Genomic DNA, 16,454 nt, shown 5'->3' with positions numbered 1-16,454 from the left:
ATGCGTGATGATGCACCCGATGTCGAACCGCTCATCCAGCCGCTGACCCGGCCGCCGACATATTTCGGGGTCGACATCATCGTGTTCGTGGTGAACGGCATCTTCGGGATCGTCATCTTCATCGCATCGTCGAGCTTTCTCGCGCCACTGGTCGTCCTGCCGGTTCATTTCATCGGGCTCTACCTCTGCCAGCGCGACATCCACATCGTCCGCGTGGCGCAGGTCTTTCTGTCGATGCGCCGGGCGATCCGTAACCGGCGCTTCTGGAAAGCGGGGAGCTATGCCCCATGAACATCGTCAATCACGATCTGAAGTTCGGGCGGGAGCGTGCCCGCGATCTGGGGATCGGCACGCATGTTCCCTACCTTCGCCATGTCGACGAGGAGACGATCGTCACCAAGTCCGGGTTGCTGCTGCAGGTGATCCGGCTGTCAGGCCTGCCCTACCAGACCATGGACCAGGCGGAGATCAATGCGCGTCTTGCCAATCGCAACATGACGGTCCGTTCGCTCGGCTCGTCGCGTTTCGCGCTCTATGCCACCATTATCCGGCGCAAGATCGCACCTGCCATCGATGGCGATTTCGACAATCCCTTCGCGGACGAGCTGAACGCCCGCTACATGGACGGCCTCCAGCACCGGACGATGTTCGTCAACGAGCTTTATCTGACGGTGATCCGGCGCCCCATGACCGGGCGCGCCGGCAAGGTCGATCGCATGTTCGACATCTTCCGCATGGCCGACAACGAGGTCGAAGCCAGGGGCGAGGCGCTGCGCGACCTCAAGGACATGGTCTCTGGCATCGTCGGCGATTTCCGCACCTACCGCCCGGAGATCCTCTCCTGCGTGACGCGCGATGGCGGCCTCTTTTCCGAACCGGCCGAATTCTTCGCGAAGATCCTCGCCGCCGGCGATGAGCGCAGCATGCCCCTGCCCCGCATGTCGCTTGCCGACTATATCGGAACTGGGCGGATCATGTTCGGCCGCAAGGCGACGGAGATTTGGTCGGCCGATGGCGCGACGTCGAAGGTCGCCGCCATGGTGTCGATCAAGGAATATCCGCCGATGACGACACCCGGCCAGCTCGACGGCCTGCTGCGTCTTCCCTACGAGTTCATTCTCACCCATTCCTTCGCGCCGGAAGACCGCACCACGGTCACGGAGGCGATCGCCACGATCAGCCGGCAGATTTCCAACTCCGACGACGGCGGCACGGCCGTCGAAGACGATATCGAGACGGCCCGCGACCGACTGGCGTCAGGCGAAGTCGTGTTCGGCAAGCACCATATGACCGTCGCGGTGCTCGAGCGCGACCTGCCGCGGCTGAACCGGGCGGTGGCCGACGTCACCGCCGAATTGGCGCGCATGGGCGTCGTCGCCGTACGCGAAGACCTCAATCAGGAAGCGGCCTGGTGGGCGCAACTGCCGACGAATTTCGCCTATATCGCCCGGCAGGGCCTGATCTCGTCGGTGAATTTCGCCGGCCTGTTCTCGGCGCACAATTTCCCGTCCGGGCAGACGCATAAGGTCCATTGGGGAATGCCCGTCTCGCTGCTGGAGACCACCAGCCAGACGGCCTATTTCTTCAATTTCCATGAGGCGGATGTCGGCAACTTCACCGTCATCGGTCCGACCGGCTCGGGCAAGACCGTCGCCCTCTCCTTCCTGCTTGCCCAAGGCATGCGCATCCAGCCGCGCCCGCGCTGCGTCTTCATCGACAAGGACAGGGGTGGCGAGATTTTCGTGCGCGCGATGGGCGGACGCTACGAGCGGCTGTCGCCCGGTGAACCGACCGGCTTCGCACCGCTGCAGCTTGAGGACACGCCGGCCAACCGGAGCTTCGGCAAGACGCTGGTCTCGTACCTCGTCACGCCCTCGGACCGGGTTCTGAATGCCGAGGAAATGGCTGTGATCTCCGATGCGGTCGACAGCATCTATACCGATTTCGAGCGGCCACAGCGCCGGCTCGACATGCTTGCCGAGGCGATGCGCGGGCGGATGCGGTCGGGGATCGGCGACCTGGCCGACCGGCTGAAGGAATGGACCACGGGCGACAAGGGCTGGCTGTTCAATAACCCCACGGACAAGCTCGACTTCGACGGCTCGGTTATCGGCTTCGACATGACGGAGATCCTCTCCGACAAGCGAACGCGCTCGGCCGCCCTCCTTTATATGTTTCATCGCATTGGCGAAATCCTAGACGGCCGTCCTTCGATGATCTTTCTCGATGAGGGTTGGCGGCTGCTCGATGACGAGGTTTTTTCCGGTTTCATCAAGGACTGGCTCAAAACTATCCGCAAAATGAACGGCATCGTCGGCTTCGGCACGCAATCGGCGGCCGACGTCGTGCGCTCCGATCTGCGCAACACGATCATCGAGCAGACGATGACCAACATCTTCTTCCCGAACGCGTCCGCCGACGAGGAAAGCTACCGCAAGGCGTTCGGCCTCTCGGAAAAGGAATTCCGCTTCGTGAAGCAAGCGGACAAGGCCAGCCGCACCTTTCTCATCAAACACGCGCAGGATTCGATCATCGCCCGGCTCGACCTCTCGGCGATGCCCGATCTGGTCAAGGTGCTTTCCGGACGGCCGGAGACCGTGCGCGAATGCCAGGCGTTGCGCGAGACGTATGGCGAGGCGCCGGCGGCGTGGCTTCCCCATTTCTGCGGCTGGACCATTCCGGAGGCGACCGATGCGTAGAGCGATCATTCTTTTGCTGTCCGCCACAATCGCCGGAGCCCTGGCGCCCTCGGTCCGGGCTGATATTCCGGTCTACGACGACGATGTGGAGGACAAGCGTGCCGAGGACGAGGAGCACTCGAAGAAGGACACGGAAACGCAAGCCGAGCAGCTCGAGGGGCAGGAGATCACCAACTGCAACATCTCCCAGAAGGAGAAGAAACGGCGGCTTTACCGCTCGCCGGCGCAAGCCGTGAAAGAGGACGCAAAGAACGTCGAACTGATCAAGCACTATGCGGAAAAGCACAATGTCCCCGTCGGCCTCGCATTGTCGGTCGCCCATGCCGAGTCCGGGATTTCGACGTGCTCTGGCTCGCCCACCGGCGTCAAGGGCGTCATGCAGCTGACGAAGCGGACCGGCAAGGGCATGGGCTTCGACCGCGACATCAACGAGGAGAATATCGAGGGCGGCGTCAAATACCTCGGCATGGGCGTCAACAAATGCGGCAGCACCAACTATGCCTGCCTCGCCTCCTGGTACAACGGATCGACCGCGGCCGAGCAGAAGAACTGGGCCGGCAAAGTTGGCCGGAACCATACCTGGTTCAACGCCTATGCCGGCGGCTCGAACATCGAGGACATCGCCTCGCCTTCATATAAATCCTATGTCGACTATGGCTCGGGCGCGACGCGCAGCTCGAGCAGCGCTGCGGCCGACGCGATCGACCGGGCCGTTTCCGGCATCGACGCAAGTTCCGCGCGCGTCCAGGAGGCGGGCCGGCGCATCGATGCGCTGTCGGCGTCGGTCGGCGCCTCCGAGATCTATCAGGATGCCTGGGACGACAACACGCAGGCTCGTGCCGTCAATGCCGAGCTTCTGAACAACCTCATCACCGCGCGCAACCTCTTCAACGAGCTCCTGCAGGCGCGCATGCAGATGCGGCTTTCGAAAACATCCGAGACCGCCAAGACGCTGAAGTCCGACAGCAAGGTCAATCCCTATAGCTGCGATCCGGTCATCCTTGAGGCGATGAAGGTGCCGCGCGAGGATTGGCCGCGCTGCGCGGTGGTCGCGGCCGCCGACGCCGACAGCGAAATCCTCTCGTCGGGAGGCTCGGATCGCTCGGTCAGTGACAATCTCTCATCCATCCAGAACGCCGCCAACGCGGCCGATTAAGGGGGTTCTCCATGAACAAGCTTCTCGTCGTCACCGCCGCCCTCACCTTCGCGACGCCGGCGCTCGCGGACATTCCGGTGATCGACAACACCAATCTCGCCATCGCCAAGAAGAACGCCGAAAACACCGGTGAGATCATGAAGACCAACACCAACATCCTGGAAAAGACCAAGGAAATCCTCGGCGCGCTCTCCGGCAGCCGCGACGGATCGATGGGCATTTCCTCGACCGGTCTCGGCGGCAACATGTCGGTCTCGGCCGCGCCGTCCTTCTCGTCAATCATGAACGGCGGCACACTGTCCTTCGGCGGTCTTGGCTCCGACGCCCAGAATATCGCCGCCACGCTGATCAACGGCCTACAGCTGGTGAAACAGGTCAAGGCCATCGTCGAAGGCGAGGATGCCGGCGCGATGAACAATGCTTTCTCGGGCGCGGTCAACACGGTGGCGCTGCTCTCGGCGTTGACCCAGCAGGCGACGAAAGGCGTGACGCAGCGCGAGCAATCGCTGCAGTCGGCCACCGGTCAGATCGGCTCGGCCGAAGACGTCAAGGGCTCGGTCGACGCCAACACCCGCATGCAGCTGGAGACGGCGCGCACGATCAACGAGCTGATCGGCGTCTCGAATGGAGCGGTCTCGGCGCTCAACACCGAGATGCAGATGCGGCTGACCCAGCAATCGGAGACCGCCAAGATGCTGCAATACAAAGACATCAACCCCTTCAAGTGAGGCCGCATGCGTTTCCTCGTTGTCACGATGCTGGCAGGTCTCGTCCTGCTCGCCGGTTGTCAGACGAAGGGGGAGAAGAAGGCCCCCTGCCCGCCGATCTCCGGATATGCGGAAGCCGATGACCTGTGCGGCCGGGCAATGCCGGTCAATGACGTGTTCGCGCCCGTGCTGAAGGAATAGGCCGATGGCAGCGACCACGATCATCTCGGACATTTTTGCCAAGCTCGACGGCATCGGCGAGACGTTCATCAAGAACGCCTATGACGGCCTCGCGCTCCAGGTGAATGTCCTGTTCGGGTCGATGCTCACCCTCTATGTCATCTGGTGGGGATACATGATCCTTGCCGGCCGCGATGGCTTCTCCGTACCCGAGGCGGCCTGGCGGCTCGGGCGCGCCTTCGCCATCTATTATATGGCGACCAACTGGGGGGCGTTCTCCGCCACGCTCTACCAGCTGGTCCAGTCCGTGCCCAACCTGATTTCCGATACCATCATCGAGTCGATCGCGGGTTCCGGTGGTACACTCGATGGCGGCACAGGCGACACGACCGGCGTCGTCAGAATCCTCGACGCCGTGTTCGAGACCGCAGGCAAGATCTATGAGCAGGTGGCGACCGGCACCTTCGAATATGTCGGCGCGCTGATCGGTGCGATCGTCTTTGTCGTCGCCATGATCTTCATCGCCGTCGCAGCGGCCGCGATCCTCGCCGCCAAGCTGATGCTGTTCATCACTCTTGCACTGGCGCCGGTGTTCATCATCCTGGCGCTCTATCGCTGGACCTTCCGCTTCACCGACGGCTGGCTGCTGCTGATGGTCAACCTGATGGTGACGCAGACCCTGATGATGGCGTTCCTCGCCTTCCTCTACCAGCTGATTGAGCTCGCCATCAACACGGCCAACAACACGGCGACGGAAAGCAAGCTCTCCTATGTCGCGCCCTTCGTAATCGTCTGCCTGCTCGGGATTGTGGTGTTCCGGTTTATTCCGGCCTTTGCTGCCGCGATTACCGGGGGCACAGCGCCAGGCCAAGGCGATGTCCCCTTCCAGGGGGGAAGGGAATCGTTGCGGCGCACCGGATACCAATTCACCAACCGAGCGCAGATTCTCCGAACTGGCCTCGGGCGTCGCCGAACATCCGCCGACGTTCAGGCAGCACGGGCGCGTGCGATACAGCGGGAAACCGAAAGGAACGGGCAATTTTAGGCTAGCCAGACAGGTCGCTGCTCGTTAAATATAGTTTATATGAAGGAGGCTTGAATGCACCCTTGGAATGATCCCCGTCGCTACCAGGCGGCCTTACATCAGCAGGCTCAGATCAACGAAGAAGCTGCGGAACACGCTCGCGCTGAATCCAAAAAGGGCGGCGGCTTCGGCTATCTGCTGTTCATCCTTGCGGTTATCTTCTTCAAGCCGTTCGCGGAATATTGCATCGATCTCTACAACACGCTCGCCGGCTATGCTCAAAGCCTCGGCGCATTGTTCGGTTTCTGAACAAGGAGGCTTGAGAATGAAGAAAATCGTATCGACGATGCTCGCGCTCGGCCTGCTGCTCCCCGGCGCGGCGCAGGCACAATCGCCAAGCTCGATCCTGCCAGTGCTGACCGGGGCCTATGCACCCGCTGAAGGCGGCTGCGAAGCCGCGGCCGCCGCGTTTATCTATGTCGAGGACAAGGCGATCGGCGCCAACAAGACCGCCGGCAAGGTGCTGTCCGTCAAACAGGACGGCAGCACCTATACGCTCGATGTCTTGTGGATCGAGGCCGGCGCCGACGAAGCGGATGGCGACCGCGATACCGTCACGATCGAGGTGAAGGACGATCGCTCCTTCTTCTTCTCCAATACGGCGTCCAAGAAAACGCTGATGCGCTTGTGCAGCTAGGACCTAGAGCCGCTGCACCGAGGAGCTGAGCGCTCCCTAATCCCAGGCTTTGCGGATTGATCCTGACGCTGGTCCACCCGGCAGAGGAGATCGCTCGGCTAAGTGAATAAACTATAGTTTCTTTTTTCGCCGTCGGCGATCACCGGATACCTAAATGACCAACGAAGATGCCGCCGCAAAAACGCCAGAAACCCCGCCGATCGATCTCACCGCCTATTGGAAAGCCGGCGCATCCTGGGAGGCCGAGCTTTATCGCAAGGAACGCCGCTCCCGGAAAATCGCCTGGACCGTGGCGACCGTCGCCGGCATTTCCACGCTGCTCAGCCTGTCGGCCCTCAATCTCCTTGTTCCCCTGAAGCAGTTCGAGGCCGTGGTGGTGATCGCCGACAAGACCACCGGCTTCGTCGAGGTCGCCCGTTCCCTGAACGAGAGCAAGCTTTCCGAGAACGACGCCATCAAGACCGCCAACATCGTCCGCTATATCCGGGCGCGCGAGACCTATGATCCGCGGGCGCTGAAGGATAATTTCGATCTCGCCCAGCTCTATTCGACGGGACAGGCCGCGACCGACCTTCGCCACGAATTCGAGCCGTCGAACCCGCAATCGAAGGACAAGCTGCTCGGCCGCGACACGCGTATTGCCGTCACCATCAAGTCGGTCTCGTTCCTCAATGCCTCCACGGCAACCGTGCGCTTTTCGACGGAAACGCGACGCGACAACACCCTGCGCCGTGAGCATTGGGTCTCGGTGGTTCGCTTCCGCTACACGACCGCGCCGCTGAAGAACGAATATCGTTTTGACAATCCACTCGGCTTCCAAGCAACTGAATATAGGCGCGACCAGGAATCCTTGCCGGAAGTTCTGCCGGCGGACAAGGCGGTGCGATGATGCGGAAACCTGTCCTCGCCCTCGCGACGCTCACGCTGCTCGCCACTGCGACCACCTCGCCGGCGGCCGATCCCCGCATCCGCTACATCACCTTCAACAACAATGCCGTCGTCACCGTCCCGGCCGGCCTCGGTGTCTCCACCATGATCCAGCTTGGCAGCTCAGAAGTGATCGAAACGATTTCGGCCGGCGATACCGCCAGCTGGTCGATCGTGCCGAAAAAGGGCTCCGGCATCCTGTTCGTGAAGCCTCTGCGCGAAAACGCCGAAACGAACGTCAACATCGTCACGAACCAGCGCGTCTATGCCCTGCTCCTCAAAGGTTCCGCCGCGGCCGACCTGCGCGCCGCGTTTCAGGTGCGGTTCAAATATCCTGATGAGGACGTCAATGCCCGGCTGTTGGCCGCCGCGCAGGAGAGCGCCAAGGATCCATTGCTGAAGGATCTCGATCCGAACCGCCTGAACTACGATTATGTCTTCAAGGGCGACACCAGCCTGAAGCCGCGCGTCGCCTTCGATGACGGCACGCATATGTATCTGGAATTTCCCGGCGATATTCCCGCGATCTTCGTGGTCGAGGGCAAGCGCCAGGAGTCGCTCGTCAACCTGCGCACGCAAGGCAAATATGTCGTCGTCGACAAGATCGCGGCTCAGTTCACCCTGCGCGCCGGCGACAAGTGGCTGTGCCTCTATAATCGGCAGGCCAATCGCCAATCCTTCGATCTCATCGAGGACGCCTACGGGCCGAAGCGCCTCGGCCACAAAGAGGAGCGCCAGCGGTGAGCAAAATCGACTTCGACCATCTCGATGGACAAAGCAGCGTGGCAAGCGACCGCAATGGTCGCCTCGGCAAGCTGGCCCTTCCTGTCCTGCTCGTCGTCGGCGTGGGCGTCCTGGCATACGTCAACTGGCCGACCGGACCACAGAACCCCAGCCTCTCCGAAGGCAGCGGCGAGAGCTTCGAGACTTCGAACTCCAGCATTCGCGATTTCCCTGACGAGCCGGTGAAGCAGGCCGCCGATCCCAACCTCGTGCAGATCCCCGTCGCGGAGAAGAAGCCAGTGGATTCCGCTGATGTCGACGTCACCGTCAACCAGGGCGACGATCTCGAAAAGCTGCGGCAGATCGAGGAAGCACGTCGCAAGGCCGAGGAAGAGCGGCTACGAATGGAAGAGGCTCGCCGGCGCGCGGAAGAAAACGCTCGTCTCGCCGAACTCGAGGCCAAGCGGCTGGCGGATGAGGAAAAGGCGCGGTGGGAACGGCTGCGCTCCGAGCAAATCGTCCTCGATGGCTCGAACCGGGAGACGCTGTCCGGCGACCCGGCCGTGACCATCGCCGACGACGGCCAGCTCGTCGCCGTCCCCGGCGCGGAAAGCGACGCCAACAAGGCGTTTCTCGCCCAGTCGGAAAAGCAGACCGCGGGCATCGTGAAGGCGACCCGCTTCGACCGGACGGATGCGCTGGTCGCACAAGGCACTATGATCCGTGGCTTCCTCGAGACGGCGATCAATACCGACCTGCCCGGTATGGTGCGCGCTATCGTGCGCGAGGATGTCCGCTCTCTCGACGGCGGCCGCATCCTCATTCCGAAGGGCTCGCGGCTGGTCGGGGAATACAAGTCCGGCCTGGCCCGCGGCCAGAAGCGCATCTTCATCGTCTGGTCCCGCGTCATCCGCTCGGATGGCGTCTCCGTCGAGATCGCCTCCCCTGGCGCCGATCGCCTCGGCCGCGCCGGGCTCACCGGCGAGATCGACACGCATTTCTGGGAGCGGTTCGGTTCGGCCATCATGCTGTCGGTAATCGGCGGAGCTGCGGAATATGTCTCGGCGCTGGGCGATACCGCCACGGAAAGCGCTCGTTCAATCTCGACGGTCGATCCGCTCACCGGCGCGGTGACGACGGTCACCACGGAGCCGAGCCGCACGGCTGCTGAAGCCCGTTCGATCGCCGCCGAGAAATCGTCGGCCGTCCTCCAGGACATCGCCAACGAAGCCTTCAAGGAAAGCTCGAAGATTCCGCCGACGATCTATGTCGCGCAGGGCGAGTCGATCATCGTCTTCCTCAGGCGCGATCTCGACTTCTCCGCCTTCTATGCCGACCCGGTCCGGCAGGAGATGATGCGGCTCAAGCGCGGTGGCCAGATCCGGCGCAATGTCGACCCGACGCCCTACTATCCGATCGCGCCGGTCTACAAATGAAGCAGTTCCCGTTTCTCGACAAAGCCCTGGAGCGGCTGAAGCCGTTCCTCTCGGATGATCGCGTCTCCGAAATCTCGGTCAATCGCCCTGGCGAGGTGTTCATCGAGCGACTTGGCGTCGCCGGCATGGAACGCGTTGTCGACGCACAGTTTACCGCCGACTGGATCAGAACCCTGAGCGAGCGGGTGGCGGGCTCCACCAACCAGGTTGTCAACGAGGAACATCCCATCCTGTCGGCCTCACTTCCGACCGGCGAGCGCTTTCAGTGCGTGCTGCCGCCGGCGGCACCTGCCGGAGGCGCGATCTCCATCCGCAAGCAGGTCATCCATGACATCGGCCTGGACGTCTACAAGAGCCGCGGCGCCTTCGACGATACGCGCGTCGGTCGCCAACTCCGGCTTTCTCCGGCCGAAGAGACCCTTGCCGCCATGCTGCAGGGCGATGTCGACGTCATGCAGTTTCTGCGGACCGCCGTGCGTTCGCGGGTCTCGATCGCCGTCTCCGGGGGCACCTCGACCGGCAAGTCCACCTTCCTTAATGCTCTGCTGAAGGAGGTTCCGGACGAGGAGCGCATCGTAACGATCGAGGACACCCGCGAGCTGAGACCGCCGACTGCGAACACCGTCGCCCTTCTCGCCTCCAAGGGTGATCAAGGCCGGGCGAAGGTGACGCCACAGCAATTGCTGGAAGCGTCGCTGCGCATGCGGCCGGATCGGGTGATGCTGGGCGAACTTCGCGGCGAGGAGGCGTTCTCCTTCCTTCAGGCGATCAATACCGGACATCCCGGCTCGCTCACCACGGTCCATGCCAATTCCGCCCGTGACGCCTATGACCGTCTGGCATTGATGGTCATGCAGAGTGGCGTCCGGCTGCAGAAGCACGAGATCATCGACTACCTGAAGGAGGTGATCCCGGTGGTTGTTCAGCTTCATCGTTTCCCGGACGGTCGGCGGGTCGTGTCGGAAATCGTCTTCACCAAGGGAGACGTACTGTGAACCCGGCAATCTTGCTGTTCGGATTGGTCATCGCCGCCGCGATGGCGGCCTTCGTCGCCTCGCTTGCCTATGCCGGCCTCTATTACGCCTTCGATAACTCGACCGGGATGTTCCAGGCGCTGCAGGACGATATGCTCGCATCTTATCGAGCGGCGCGTCTCGATCTCGCCGCCGGCGACTGGCATCGGCCTGCGATTGCGGCTGGCGCTGGCGCGGTTGCTGGTTTCGCAATGCTCATCACGGCGATGACCGGCAAAAAGAAATCGACGGATGCGCGGTTTCTGAGCCCGCTGGAAGCGCGGACCCTCGGGCTTACCCGCACGGGCGGCGTGTTCGTCGGACGGATCGGCGGCAGTCTGATCAAGGTTCCGGGCGGGTTCACGCAGCGCGGGTCCGGCCGGCGGCGGTTCTTGAAGCCCATGCTGTTCGGCGGCAAGAAGCTCTGGATCGATGGCGATGACGTCGGCGGCTTCGTCATCGGCCCGCCGAGGTCCGGTAAGGGTGCTTCGCTGATTGTGCCCAACTGCCTGCTTTGGCCTGACAGCATCGTCGTGCTCGACATGCGCGGCGAAACCTATGAGGCGACGGCGGGCTATCGCTCGAAATTCTCGCGCGTACTGCGCTTCTCACCGGCAGATGAGAATGGCGATACCGAATGCTATAACCCGCTGGATTTCGTGGCCATTGATCCAGATCAGCGCGATATCGACATCAACTCGATTGCGACCGCGCTGCTGCCGACGCCCAAAGGCGATGCCTATTGGATTTCCGATGCTCGAGCGCTGTTCGCTGGCGTCACATCTTGGGTGCTCGAAAACCCTGATATCATCGACAAGGACAAGAACCTTGGAACGGTCCTCAATGTCGTCGAGGGTGGCGACCAGCCGCTGCGCGAATGGTTGGAGGAGGTTGCCAATCCCGAGCTTCGTGCCGAGTGGATCAGCTCCTTCACCTATACCACCCTCGCCCGCTTCGCCGTCATGGCCAGCAAGCAGTTCGACGGCGTCTATGGTTCCCTCGCCGCCGCCGTGCGGCCCTTCAAGAACAATCGCATTTTGCGCGCGACGGCGCGGTCCACCTTCGACATCCGGGCGATGCGCCGCGAAAATATGAGCCTCTACCTGGATTTCCGTATCCAGCAGATCGCCTCGATCGGGCCAATCTTCAACGTGCTGATGGTCCAGTTCATGGACTACATGTCGCGCAACATGATGAAGCGGGGCGAACGCCGCGTGCTCGTGCTGCTCGACGAGTTCCAGAATCTCGGCAAGCTGGAAAATGCCCTGACCGTCGCCACCGTCCTCGGCGGTTATGGAATTCCGTGCTGGTTCTTCGTCCAGTCCCTGCGCTCGCTCGACAACGTTTACACCCGCGAGGGCCGGCAGACGCTGGTGAATTCGGCACGCGCGCAGATCTTCCTTGGCGCCCAGGATCCAGAAGATCAGCGATACGTCTCGCAGCTTCTCGGCGAGCGAAAAGAGGTGACCGTCGATAAAGCGGTATCGACGGGCGTGACCCTGTTCGATCGCAAGGGCGCTACCATGTCGCACAAGACCACGATGCGCCCGCTCATGCGGCCCGACGAGCTTGGTGCAATGCACGAGACGCGATGCGTCATCAAGCTGCGGAACCAGCAGCCGATCTTCGGCGTGCGCAATTTCTACTATGCCGACGGCGGGTTGATGAAGCGGGCGTGGTGGCGTGTGCGAACGCCGAAAAAGGAGCAGGGTGTCACAGTCGCAATCGGCGCCAAACATACGGATTTCGAGGTCGCTCTGTCCTCTGAGCTGCACTTCCCAGCGCCTTCGCTCGCTGGAGCAACGTTTGTCGCCAAGAGTTTCGAAGCCGGCAACGAGCCATCGAGAACACCGTCCACTGCACGTATTCCCGACAACCGAAATGATGCGCAGCGGGTGGTAGCTGATTCTCAGCATGCCGTTCATGAAGCCGGCGGCGACGAGCCGGACTTTAGATTTGCCATGAAGAGGAGTGCAGAGCGACAAGCGAACGCGGACAAGTCCCTCGAGAGGATACTTACTTTGCTTGGCGGCACGCCCGTCAAGAAACGGGCGGCCAAAAAAGTCCAAAGGGAAGTCGCATCGGTATTTTCCGACGAATAGCCCAACATCCGGAACACTTTAACACGGACATTAAAAGGCTGGTCGATGGCCACCGCGATGGGCCGCGTTACACTATTCCGACATCTCAGCGGAGATAGCTACCGCCATTGACGTCAAGCGTCGCACCGTTCAGCGAGTCTTGGCCGTAGCGCAGCACGAAGGCGACGAGTTCCGCAATTTCTCTGGGTTCGGCCATGTCGCCGATCGGGATGTCATCTATCGCCTCTGCCATGCTATGCGTAGCGATGAACTTCTCTGCCATGTCGGTGCGTACCAAACCGGGGGCTATACAGACTGCAGATGCACCTTCCCGACCGAAGCTGCGAGCGATTGATTTCGTGAGATTGATCATAGCCGCCTTCGCCGCAGCATAAGGCATCGAATCCCGTGCCCCACCGCGCTGACCAGCGCGGCTAGCAATATTCACGATGCGCCCACCGCCCTCGGTTTTGAAATGAAGAACCGCCTCCTTGCAAAGATCGGCGGCGGCGAAGAGATTTACCTGAAACTCCTTCTGCCATAGTGCCTTCCACTCGCCGTGCGAGTTTTCAATCGAAATTTCCGAGCGATTGCCAGCATTGTTGACGAGGCCGTGGATTCGGCCCGCAAAATCAACCGATTTCCGCCAAAGCGCGGATACTCCCTCGTCTTCGTAAAGGTCAGCTTGTACGATGAGACCGTTGCCACCGATCTTGGCCAGCAATTCTTGCGCTTTATCCTCATTCTTCCTGTAGTGAATGATCGGCCTCGCCCCTTCCAACGCAAGTCGCTCTACGACCGCCGCTCCGATCCCACCTGAGGCACCAGTAACCAAGATCGTCTGCCCAAGCAAAGACTGGTCCATGTTCATATCCTTCGTTGATATTCGCCTTCGCAAATCGGTGATCGCACGCAAATCTCCATGGAGTGAGATGCGACCACCATGTTCTTGGTGGGATTCACCTTTTCGGCCAGGGTTTGGCTCACATATTCGGATAGACCGGCCCCTCGCCGCCCTGCGGCGGCACCCAGTTGATGTTCTGGTTGGGGTCCTTGATGTCGCAGGTCTTGCAGTGCACGCAGTTCTGCGCGTTGATGACGTAAACTTGCCTGCCGTCCTTCTCCACCCATTCGTAGACGCCCGCCGGACAGTAGCGGGTCGACGGACCGGCATAGACGTCGAGTTCGGAGGTCTTCTGCAGCTCCGGGTTCTTCACCTGAAGGTGGACCGGCTGGTCTTCCTCGTGGTTGGTGTTCGACAGGAACACCGAGGACAGACGGTCGAAGGTCAGAACGCCATCCGGCTTCGGATAGTCGATCTTCTTGTGCTTGGCCGCCGGCTCCAGCGACTGCGCATCGGTCTTGCCGTGCTTCAGCGTGCCGAAGAAGGAGAAGCCGAGGAGCGTGTTCGTCCACATGTCGAGGCCGCCGAGCGCCACGCCGACCGCAGTGCCGAACTTCGACCACAGCGGCTTGACGTTGCGCACCTTCCTGAGGTCCGAGCCGATGGCGCTGTCGCGCCAGCCCTGCTCGATCTCGATCGGCTCGTCATTGGCGCGGCCACTCGCGATTGCATCCGCGAGCTTTTCGGCGGCGAGCATGCCCGAGAGCACCGCATTGTGGCTGCCCTTAATGCGCGGCACGTTGACGAAGCCCGCCGAGCAGCCGATCAGCGCACCGCCCGGAAACGACAGTTTCGGTACCGACTGGTAGCCGCCCTCGGTGATGGCGCGTGCGCCGTAGGACAAGCGCTTACCGCCTTCGAAGGTGCCGCGGATCGCCGGATGCGTCTTGAAGCGCTGGAATTCCTCGAAGGGGAAGAGATAGGGGTTCTTGTAGTTCAAGTGCACCACGAAGCCGACGGCAACCATGTTGTCTTCGAGGTGATAGAGGAACGAGCCGCCGCCGGTCTTCATGCCGAGCGGCCAGCCGAAGGAGTGCTGCACGAGGCCGGGCTTGTGGTTCTCGGGTTTGACCTGCCAGAGTTCCTTGAGGCCGATGCCGAATTTCTGGGGTTCGCGATCCTTCTGAAGGTCGAACTTCGCGATGAGCTGCTTGGCGAGCGAGCCGCGCACGCCCTCGGAGATCAGCGTGTATTTTCCCAGCAGCGCCATGCCGCGGGTAAAGTTCGGGCCGGGCTCGCCGTTGCGCTCGATGCCCATGTCGCCGGTGGCCACGCCGATGACGGCGCCCTCGTCATTGTAGAGCACCTCGGTCGCGGCAAAGCCGGGATAGATCTCGACGCCGAGCTCTTCCGCCTTGGTGGCGAGCCACCGACAGACATTGCCGAGCGAGACGATGTAGTTGCCGTGGTTGTTCATCAAGGGCGGCATGGCGAAGTTCGGCAGCCGCACCGAGCCGGCCGGGCCGAGCAGCAGGAAATGGTCGTCCTTCACCTCGGTCTTGAACGGATGGCTGTCATCCTCACGCCAGCCGGGCAGCAGGCGGTCGATGCCGATCGGATCCACAACCGCGCCGGACAGGATATGCGCGCCGACTTCCGAACCCTTTTCCAGCACGACGACCGTCAGATCCGGATTGGCCTGCTTCAGCCGGATCGCCGCAGAAAGCCCCGCAGGACCGGCACCTACGATCACCACGTCGAATTCCATACTCTCGCGTTCGGGGAGTTCCGCCGTTTCGGTCATGCGAAGGCCGCCGCGAATCCACGATCGAGGTCGTCGATCAGATCGTTCACATCCTCAAGTCCCACCTGGAGGCGGATGATCGACATCTCGAAATCAGGCCGTCGAACAATTCGGTCGGAGAGGCCCACCTGAACTGCAAGGCTCTCATAGCCACCATAGGAATAGCCAAGGCCAAAGATCTCCAATGCATTCAGGAAACTCTTTGGATCTGCGGCACGCGGCAGGGCGAACGAGAAAAGACTGGAAGAGCCGGAAAAGTCGCGTCGCCAAATTGCGTGACCAGGATTGCCTTCAAGAGCAGGGTGGTAGACCTGCTCGACTTTGGGGTGGCCTTCGAGCCATTTGGCAATGGCAAGCGTTGATTGCTGGTGCGTGTCGAGCCTTCGGCCCATTCCCCGCAATCCGCGGAGGATTTGATATGCGTCATCAGACCCTACGCACATGCCGAGAACCATGTGCCCGCGATTGAGTTTCGGCCAGCATGCCTCGTTGGCGGAGACCGTACCCATCAGAACGTCTGAATGTCCTCCAAAATACTTGGTTGCCGCATGGATTACGATATCCGCGCCGATACCGATGGGCTTGAAAAAGAGGGGCGTCGCCCAGGTGTTGTCGATCATCGTGACGATAGCGCGTTCTTTGCACACCGCGACGATCGCCGGCACATCCTGCATCTCAAAGGTGTTCGAGCCGGGCGTCTCCAAGAACACAACCTTCGTTTCCGGGCGAAACAGAGAGACGATATCTCCGGCGATCAACGGGTCGTAGTATTCGACCGCGACCCCCATTCGCGGCAGCACCTCGTTCGCAAACCGACGGGTCGGGCCATAGACGGAATCCGTGATAAGCACATGATCCCCTGCCGAGAGAAAGGTCAGAAGCGGGACAGAGATCGCGGCCAGTCCGGACGGCACCAAAACTGTTCCGGCAGCACCTTCGAGTTCCGTCAGCGCCGCACAAAGAGCATCAGTCGTCGGCGTGCCATGTGTTGCGTAGGTGTATTTCTGGTTCTCGCTTGCAAGCGTCTCGGCATCCGGAAAAAGAACTGTGGAGGCGCGCACGATCGGCGGGTTGACGAAACCATGAAATGACAGCGGATCATAGCCGGCGTGGCCAAGCTGCGTATTGGTTCCGATTTTCTTGCTCGAGTGCGACATTGAAAT

16 protein-coding genes are annotated in these 16,454 nt (G+C 61.5%); 13 read left to right on the top strand and 3 right to left on the bottom strand.

Annotated features, from left to right (window positions below; all coding sequences use genetic code 11):
* The 13 genes from ACIQJ2_RS31410 to ACIQJ2_RS31350 all read left to right on the top strand — a co-directional run bounded on the left by ACIQJ2_RS31410 (position 1) and on the right by ACIQJ2_RS31350 (position 12,664).
* Entirely contained in the window at positions 1–291 is a 291-nt protein-coding gene (locus tag ACIQJ2_RS31410) for a type IV secretion system protein VirB3 (RefSeq protein WP_137934773.1), read from the top strand.
* Complete coding sequence (locus ACIQJ2_RS31405; protein ID WP_137934774.1) at positions 288–2,699, top strand: VirB4 family type IV secretion/conjugal transfer ATPase; 2,412 nt, start codon at positions 288–290, stop codon at positions 2,697–2,699. Before ACIQJ2_RS31410 ends, ACIQJ2_RS31405 begins: the two co-directional genes overlap by 4 nt.
* On the top strand, positions 2,692–3,855 hold the full coding sequence (locus tag ACIQJ2_RS31400) for a transglycosylase SLT domain-containing protein (protein ID WP_171026492.1): 1,164 nt from the start codon (positions 2,692–2,694) through the stop codon (positions 3,853–3,855). Before ACIQJ2_RS31405 ends, ACIQJ2_RS31400 begins: the two co-directional genes overlap by 8 nt.
* 11 nt (positions 3,856–3,866) lie before the next feature.
* Positions 3,867–4,583: a type IV secretion system protein gene (locus tag ACIQJ2_RS31395; protein ID WP_137934776.1), complete on the top strand. Its 717-nt coding sequence runs from the start codon at positions 3,867–3,869 to the stop codon at positions 4,581–4,583.
* A gap of 6 nt (positions 4,584–4,589) precedes the next feature.
* Positions 4,590–4,763 carry a hypothetical protein gene (locus tag ACIQJ2_RS31390; protein ID WP_163602861.1) on the top strand — a complete coding sequence of 58 codons (174 nt, stop codon included), beginning with the start codon at positions 4,590–4,592 and terminating at the stop codon, positions 4,761–4,763.
* Between the two features lie 4 nt (positions 4,764–4,767).
* A complete protein-coding gene (locus ACIQJ2_RS31385) occupies positions 4,768–5,787 on the top strand; it encodes a type IV secretion system protein (RefSeq protein WP_137934777.1) in 1,020 nt (339 codons plus the stop codon).
* A gap of 54 nt (positions 5,788–5,841) precedes the next feature.
* Entirely contained in the window at positions 5,842–6,075 is a 234-nt protein-coding gene (locus ACIQJ2_RS31380; RefSeq protein WP_137934778.1) for a hypothetical protein, read from the top strand.
* A gap of 16 nt (positions 6,076–6,091) precedes the next feature.
* Positions 6,092–6,463: a hypothetical protein gene (locus ACIQJ2_RS31375; RefSeq protein ID WP_137934779.1), complete on the top strand. Its 372-nt coding sequence runs from the start codon at positions 6,092–6,094 to the stop codon at positions 6,461–6,463.
* 154 nt (positions 6,464–6,617) lie between these two features.
* Positions 6,618–7,352, top strand: a complete 735-nt coding sequence (locus ACIQJ2_RS31370; protein ID WP_137934780.1) for a virB8 family protein — start codon at positions 6,618–6,620, stop codon at positions 7,350–7,352.
* Complete coding sequence (locus ACIQJ2_RS31365; protein WP_137934781.1) at positions 7,349–8,134, top strand: TrbG/VirB9 family P-type conjugative transfer protein; 786 nt, start codon at positions 7,349–7,351, stop codon at positions 8,132–8,134. Before ACIQJ2_RS31370 ends, ACIQJ2_RS31365 begins: the two co-directional genes overlap by 4 nt.
* On the top strand, positions 8,131–9,549 hold the full coding sequence (virB10, locus tag ACIQJ2_RS31360; RefSeq protein ID WP_137934782.1) for a type IV secretion system protein VirB10: 1,419 nt from the start codon (positions 8,131–8,133) through the stop codon (positions 9,547–9,549). The genes ACIQJ2_RS31365 and virB10 overlap by 4 nt, the downstream gene beginning before the upstream one ends.
* A complete protein-coding gene (gene virB11 / locus ACIQJ2_RS31355; RefSeq protein WP_137934783.1) occupies positions 9,546–10,544 on the top strand; it encodes a P-type DNA transfer ATPase VirB11 in 999 nt (332 codons plus the stop codon). The genes virB10 and virB11 overlap by 4 nt, the downstream gene beginning before the upstream one ends.
* Positions 10,541–12,664, top strand: a complete 2,124-nt coding sequence (locus tag ACIQJ2_RS31350; RefSeq protein ID WP_137934784.1) for a type IV secretory system conjugative DNA transfer family protein — start codon at positions 10,541–10,543, stop codon at positions 12,662–12,664. The genes virB11 and ACIQJ2_RS31350 overlap by 4 nt, the downstream gene beginning before the upstream one ends.
* An 85-nt stretch (positions 12,665–12,749) precedes the next feature.
* Here ACIQJ2_RS31350 and ACIQJ2_RS31345 read toward each other — a convergent pair whose 3' ends face one another.
* The 3 genes from ACIQJ2_RS31345 to metC all read right to left on the bottom strand — a co-directional run bounded on the left by ACIQJ2_RS31345 (position 12,750) and on the right by metC (position 16,448).
* Positions 12,750–13,514, bottom strand: a complete 765-nt coding sequence (locus ACIQJ2_RS31345; protein WP_137934785.1) for an SDR family NAD(P)-dependent oxidoreductase — start codon at positions 13,512–13,514, stop codon at positions 12,750–12,752.
* Positions 13,515–13,626: 112 nt separating this feature from the next.
* On the bottom strand, positions 13,627–15,291 hold the full coding sequence (locus ACIQJ2_RS31340; protein WP_137934786.1) for an electron transfer flavoprotein-ubiquinone oxidoreductase: 1,665 nt from the start codon (positions 15,289–15,291) through the stop codon (positions 13,627–13,629).
* Positions 15,288–16,448 (bottom strand): cystathionine beta-lyase, encoded by a 1,161-nt coding sequence (metC, locus tag ACIQJ2_RS31335; RefSeq protein WP_137934787.1) that lies wholly within the window; start codon positions 16,446–16,448, stop codon positions 15,288–15,290. Before metC ends, ACIQJ2_RS31340 begins: the two co-directional genes overlap by 4 nt.
* Positions 16,449–16,454: the final 6 nt, after the last annotated feature.

The organism is Rhizobium sp. NPDC092011 (assembly GCF_044756305.1).
Lineage (GTDB): Bacteria > Pseudomonadota > Alphaproteobacteria > Rhizobiales > Rhizobiaceae > Rhizobium.
Note: the sequence above shows the minus strand (reverse complement) of the source record. Positions and strands in the feature narration are given on the sequence as shown.

What these genes read in the sequence shown, in the direction of transcription:
- ACIQJ2_RS31410 (WP_137934773.1), top strand. Translation starts at nt 1, where the DNA reads ATGCGTGATGATGCACCCGATGTCGAACCGCTCATCCAGCCGCTGACC.
- ACIQJ2_RS31405 (WP_137934774.1), top strand. Translation starts at nt 288, where the DNA reads ATGAACATCGTCAATCACGATCTGAAGTTCGGGCGGGAGCGTGCCCGC.
- ACIQJ2_RS31400 (WP_171026492.1), top strand. Translation starts at nt 2,692, where the DNA reads ATGCGTAGAGCGATCATTCTTTTGCTGTCCGCCACAATCGCCGGAGCC.
- ACIQJ2_RS31395 (WP_137934776.1), top strand. Translation starts at nt 3,867, where the DNA reads ATGAACAAGCTTCTCGTCGTCACCGCCGCCCTCACCTTCGCGACGCCG.
- ACIQJ2_RS31390 (WP_163602861.1), top strand. Translation starts at nt 4,590, where the DNA reads ATGCGTTTCCTCGTTGTCACGATGCTGGCAGGTCTCGTCCTGCTCGCC.
- ACIQJ2_RS31385 (WP_137934777.1), top strand. Translation starts at nt 4,768, where the DNA reads ATGGCAGCGACCACGATCATCTCGGACATTTTTGCCAAGCTCGACGGC.
- ACIQJ2_RS31380 (WP_137934778.1), top strand. Translation starts at nt 5,842, where the DNA reads ATGCACCCTTGGAATGATCCCCGTCGCTACCAGGCGGCCTTACATCAG.
- ACIQJ2_RS31375 (WP_137934779.1), top strand. Translation starts at nt 6,092, where the DNA reads ATGAAGAAAATCGTATCGACGATGCTCGCGCTCGGCCTGCTGCTCCCC.
- ACIQJ2_RS31370 (WP_137934780.1), top strand. Translation starts at nt 6,618, where the DNA reads ATGACCAACGAAGATGCCGCCGCAAAAACGCCAGAAACCCCGCCGATC.
- ACIQJ2_RS31365 (WP_137934781.1), top strand. Translation starts at nt 7,349, where the DNA reads ATGATGCGGAAACCTGTCCTCGCCCTCGCGACGCTCACGCTGCTCGCC.
- virB11 (WP_137934783.1), top strand. Translation starts at nt 9,546, where the DNA reads ATGAAGCAGTTCCCGTTTCTCGACAAAGCCCTGGAGCGGCTGAAGCCG.
- ACIQJ2_RS31345 (WP_137934785.1), bottom strand. Translation starts at nt 13,514, where the DNA reads ATGAACATGGACCAGTCTTTGCTTGGGCAGACGATCTTGGTTACTGGT.
- ACIQJ2_RS31340 (WP_137934786.1), bottom strand. Translation starts at nt 15,291, where the DNA reads ATGACCGAAACGGCGGAACTCCCCGAACGCGAGAGTATGGAATTCGAC.
- metC (WP_137934787.1), bottom strand. Translation starts at nt 16,448, where the DNA reads ATGTCGCACTCGAGCAAGAAAATCGGAACCAATACGCAGCTTGGCCAC.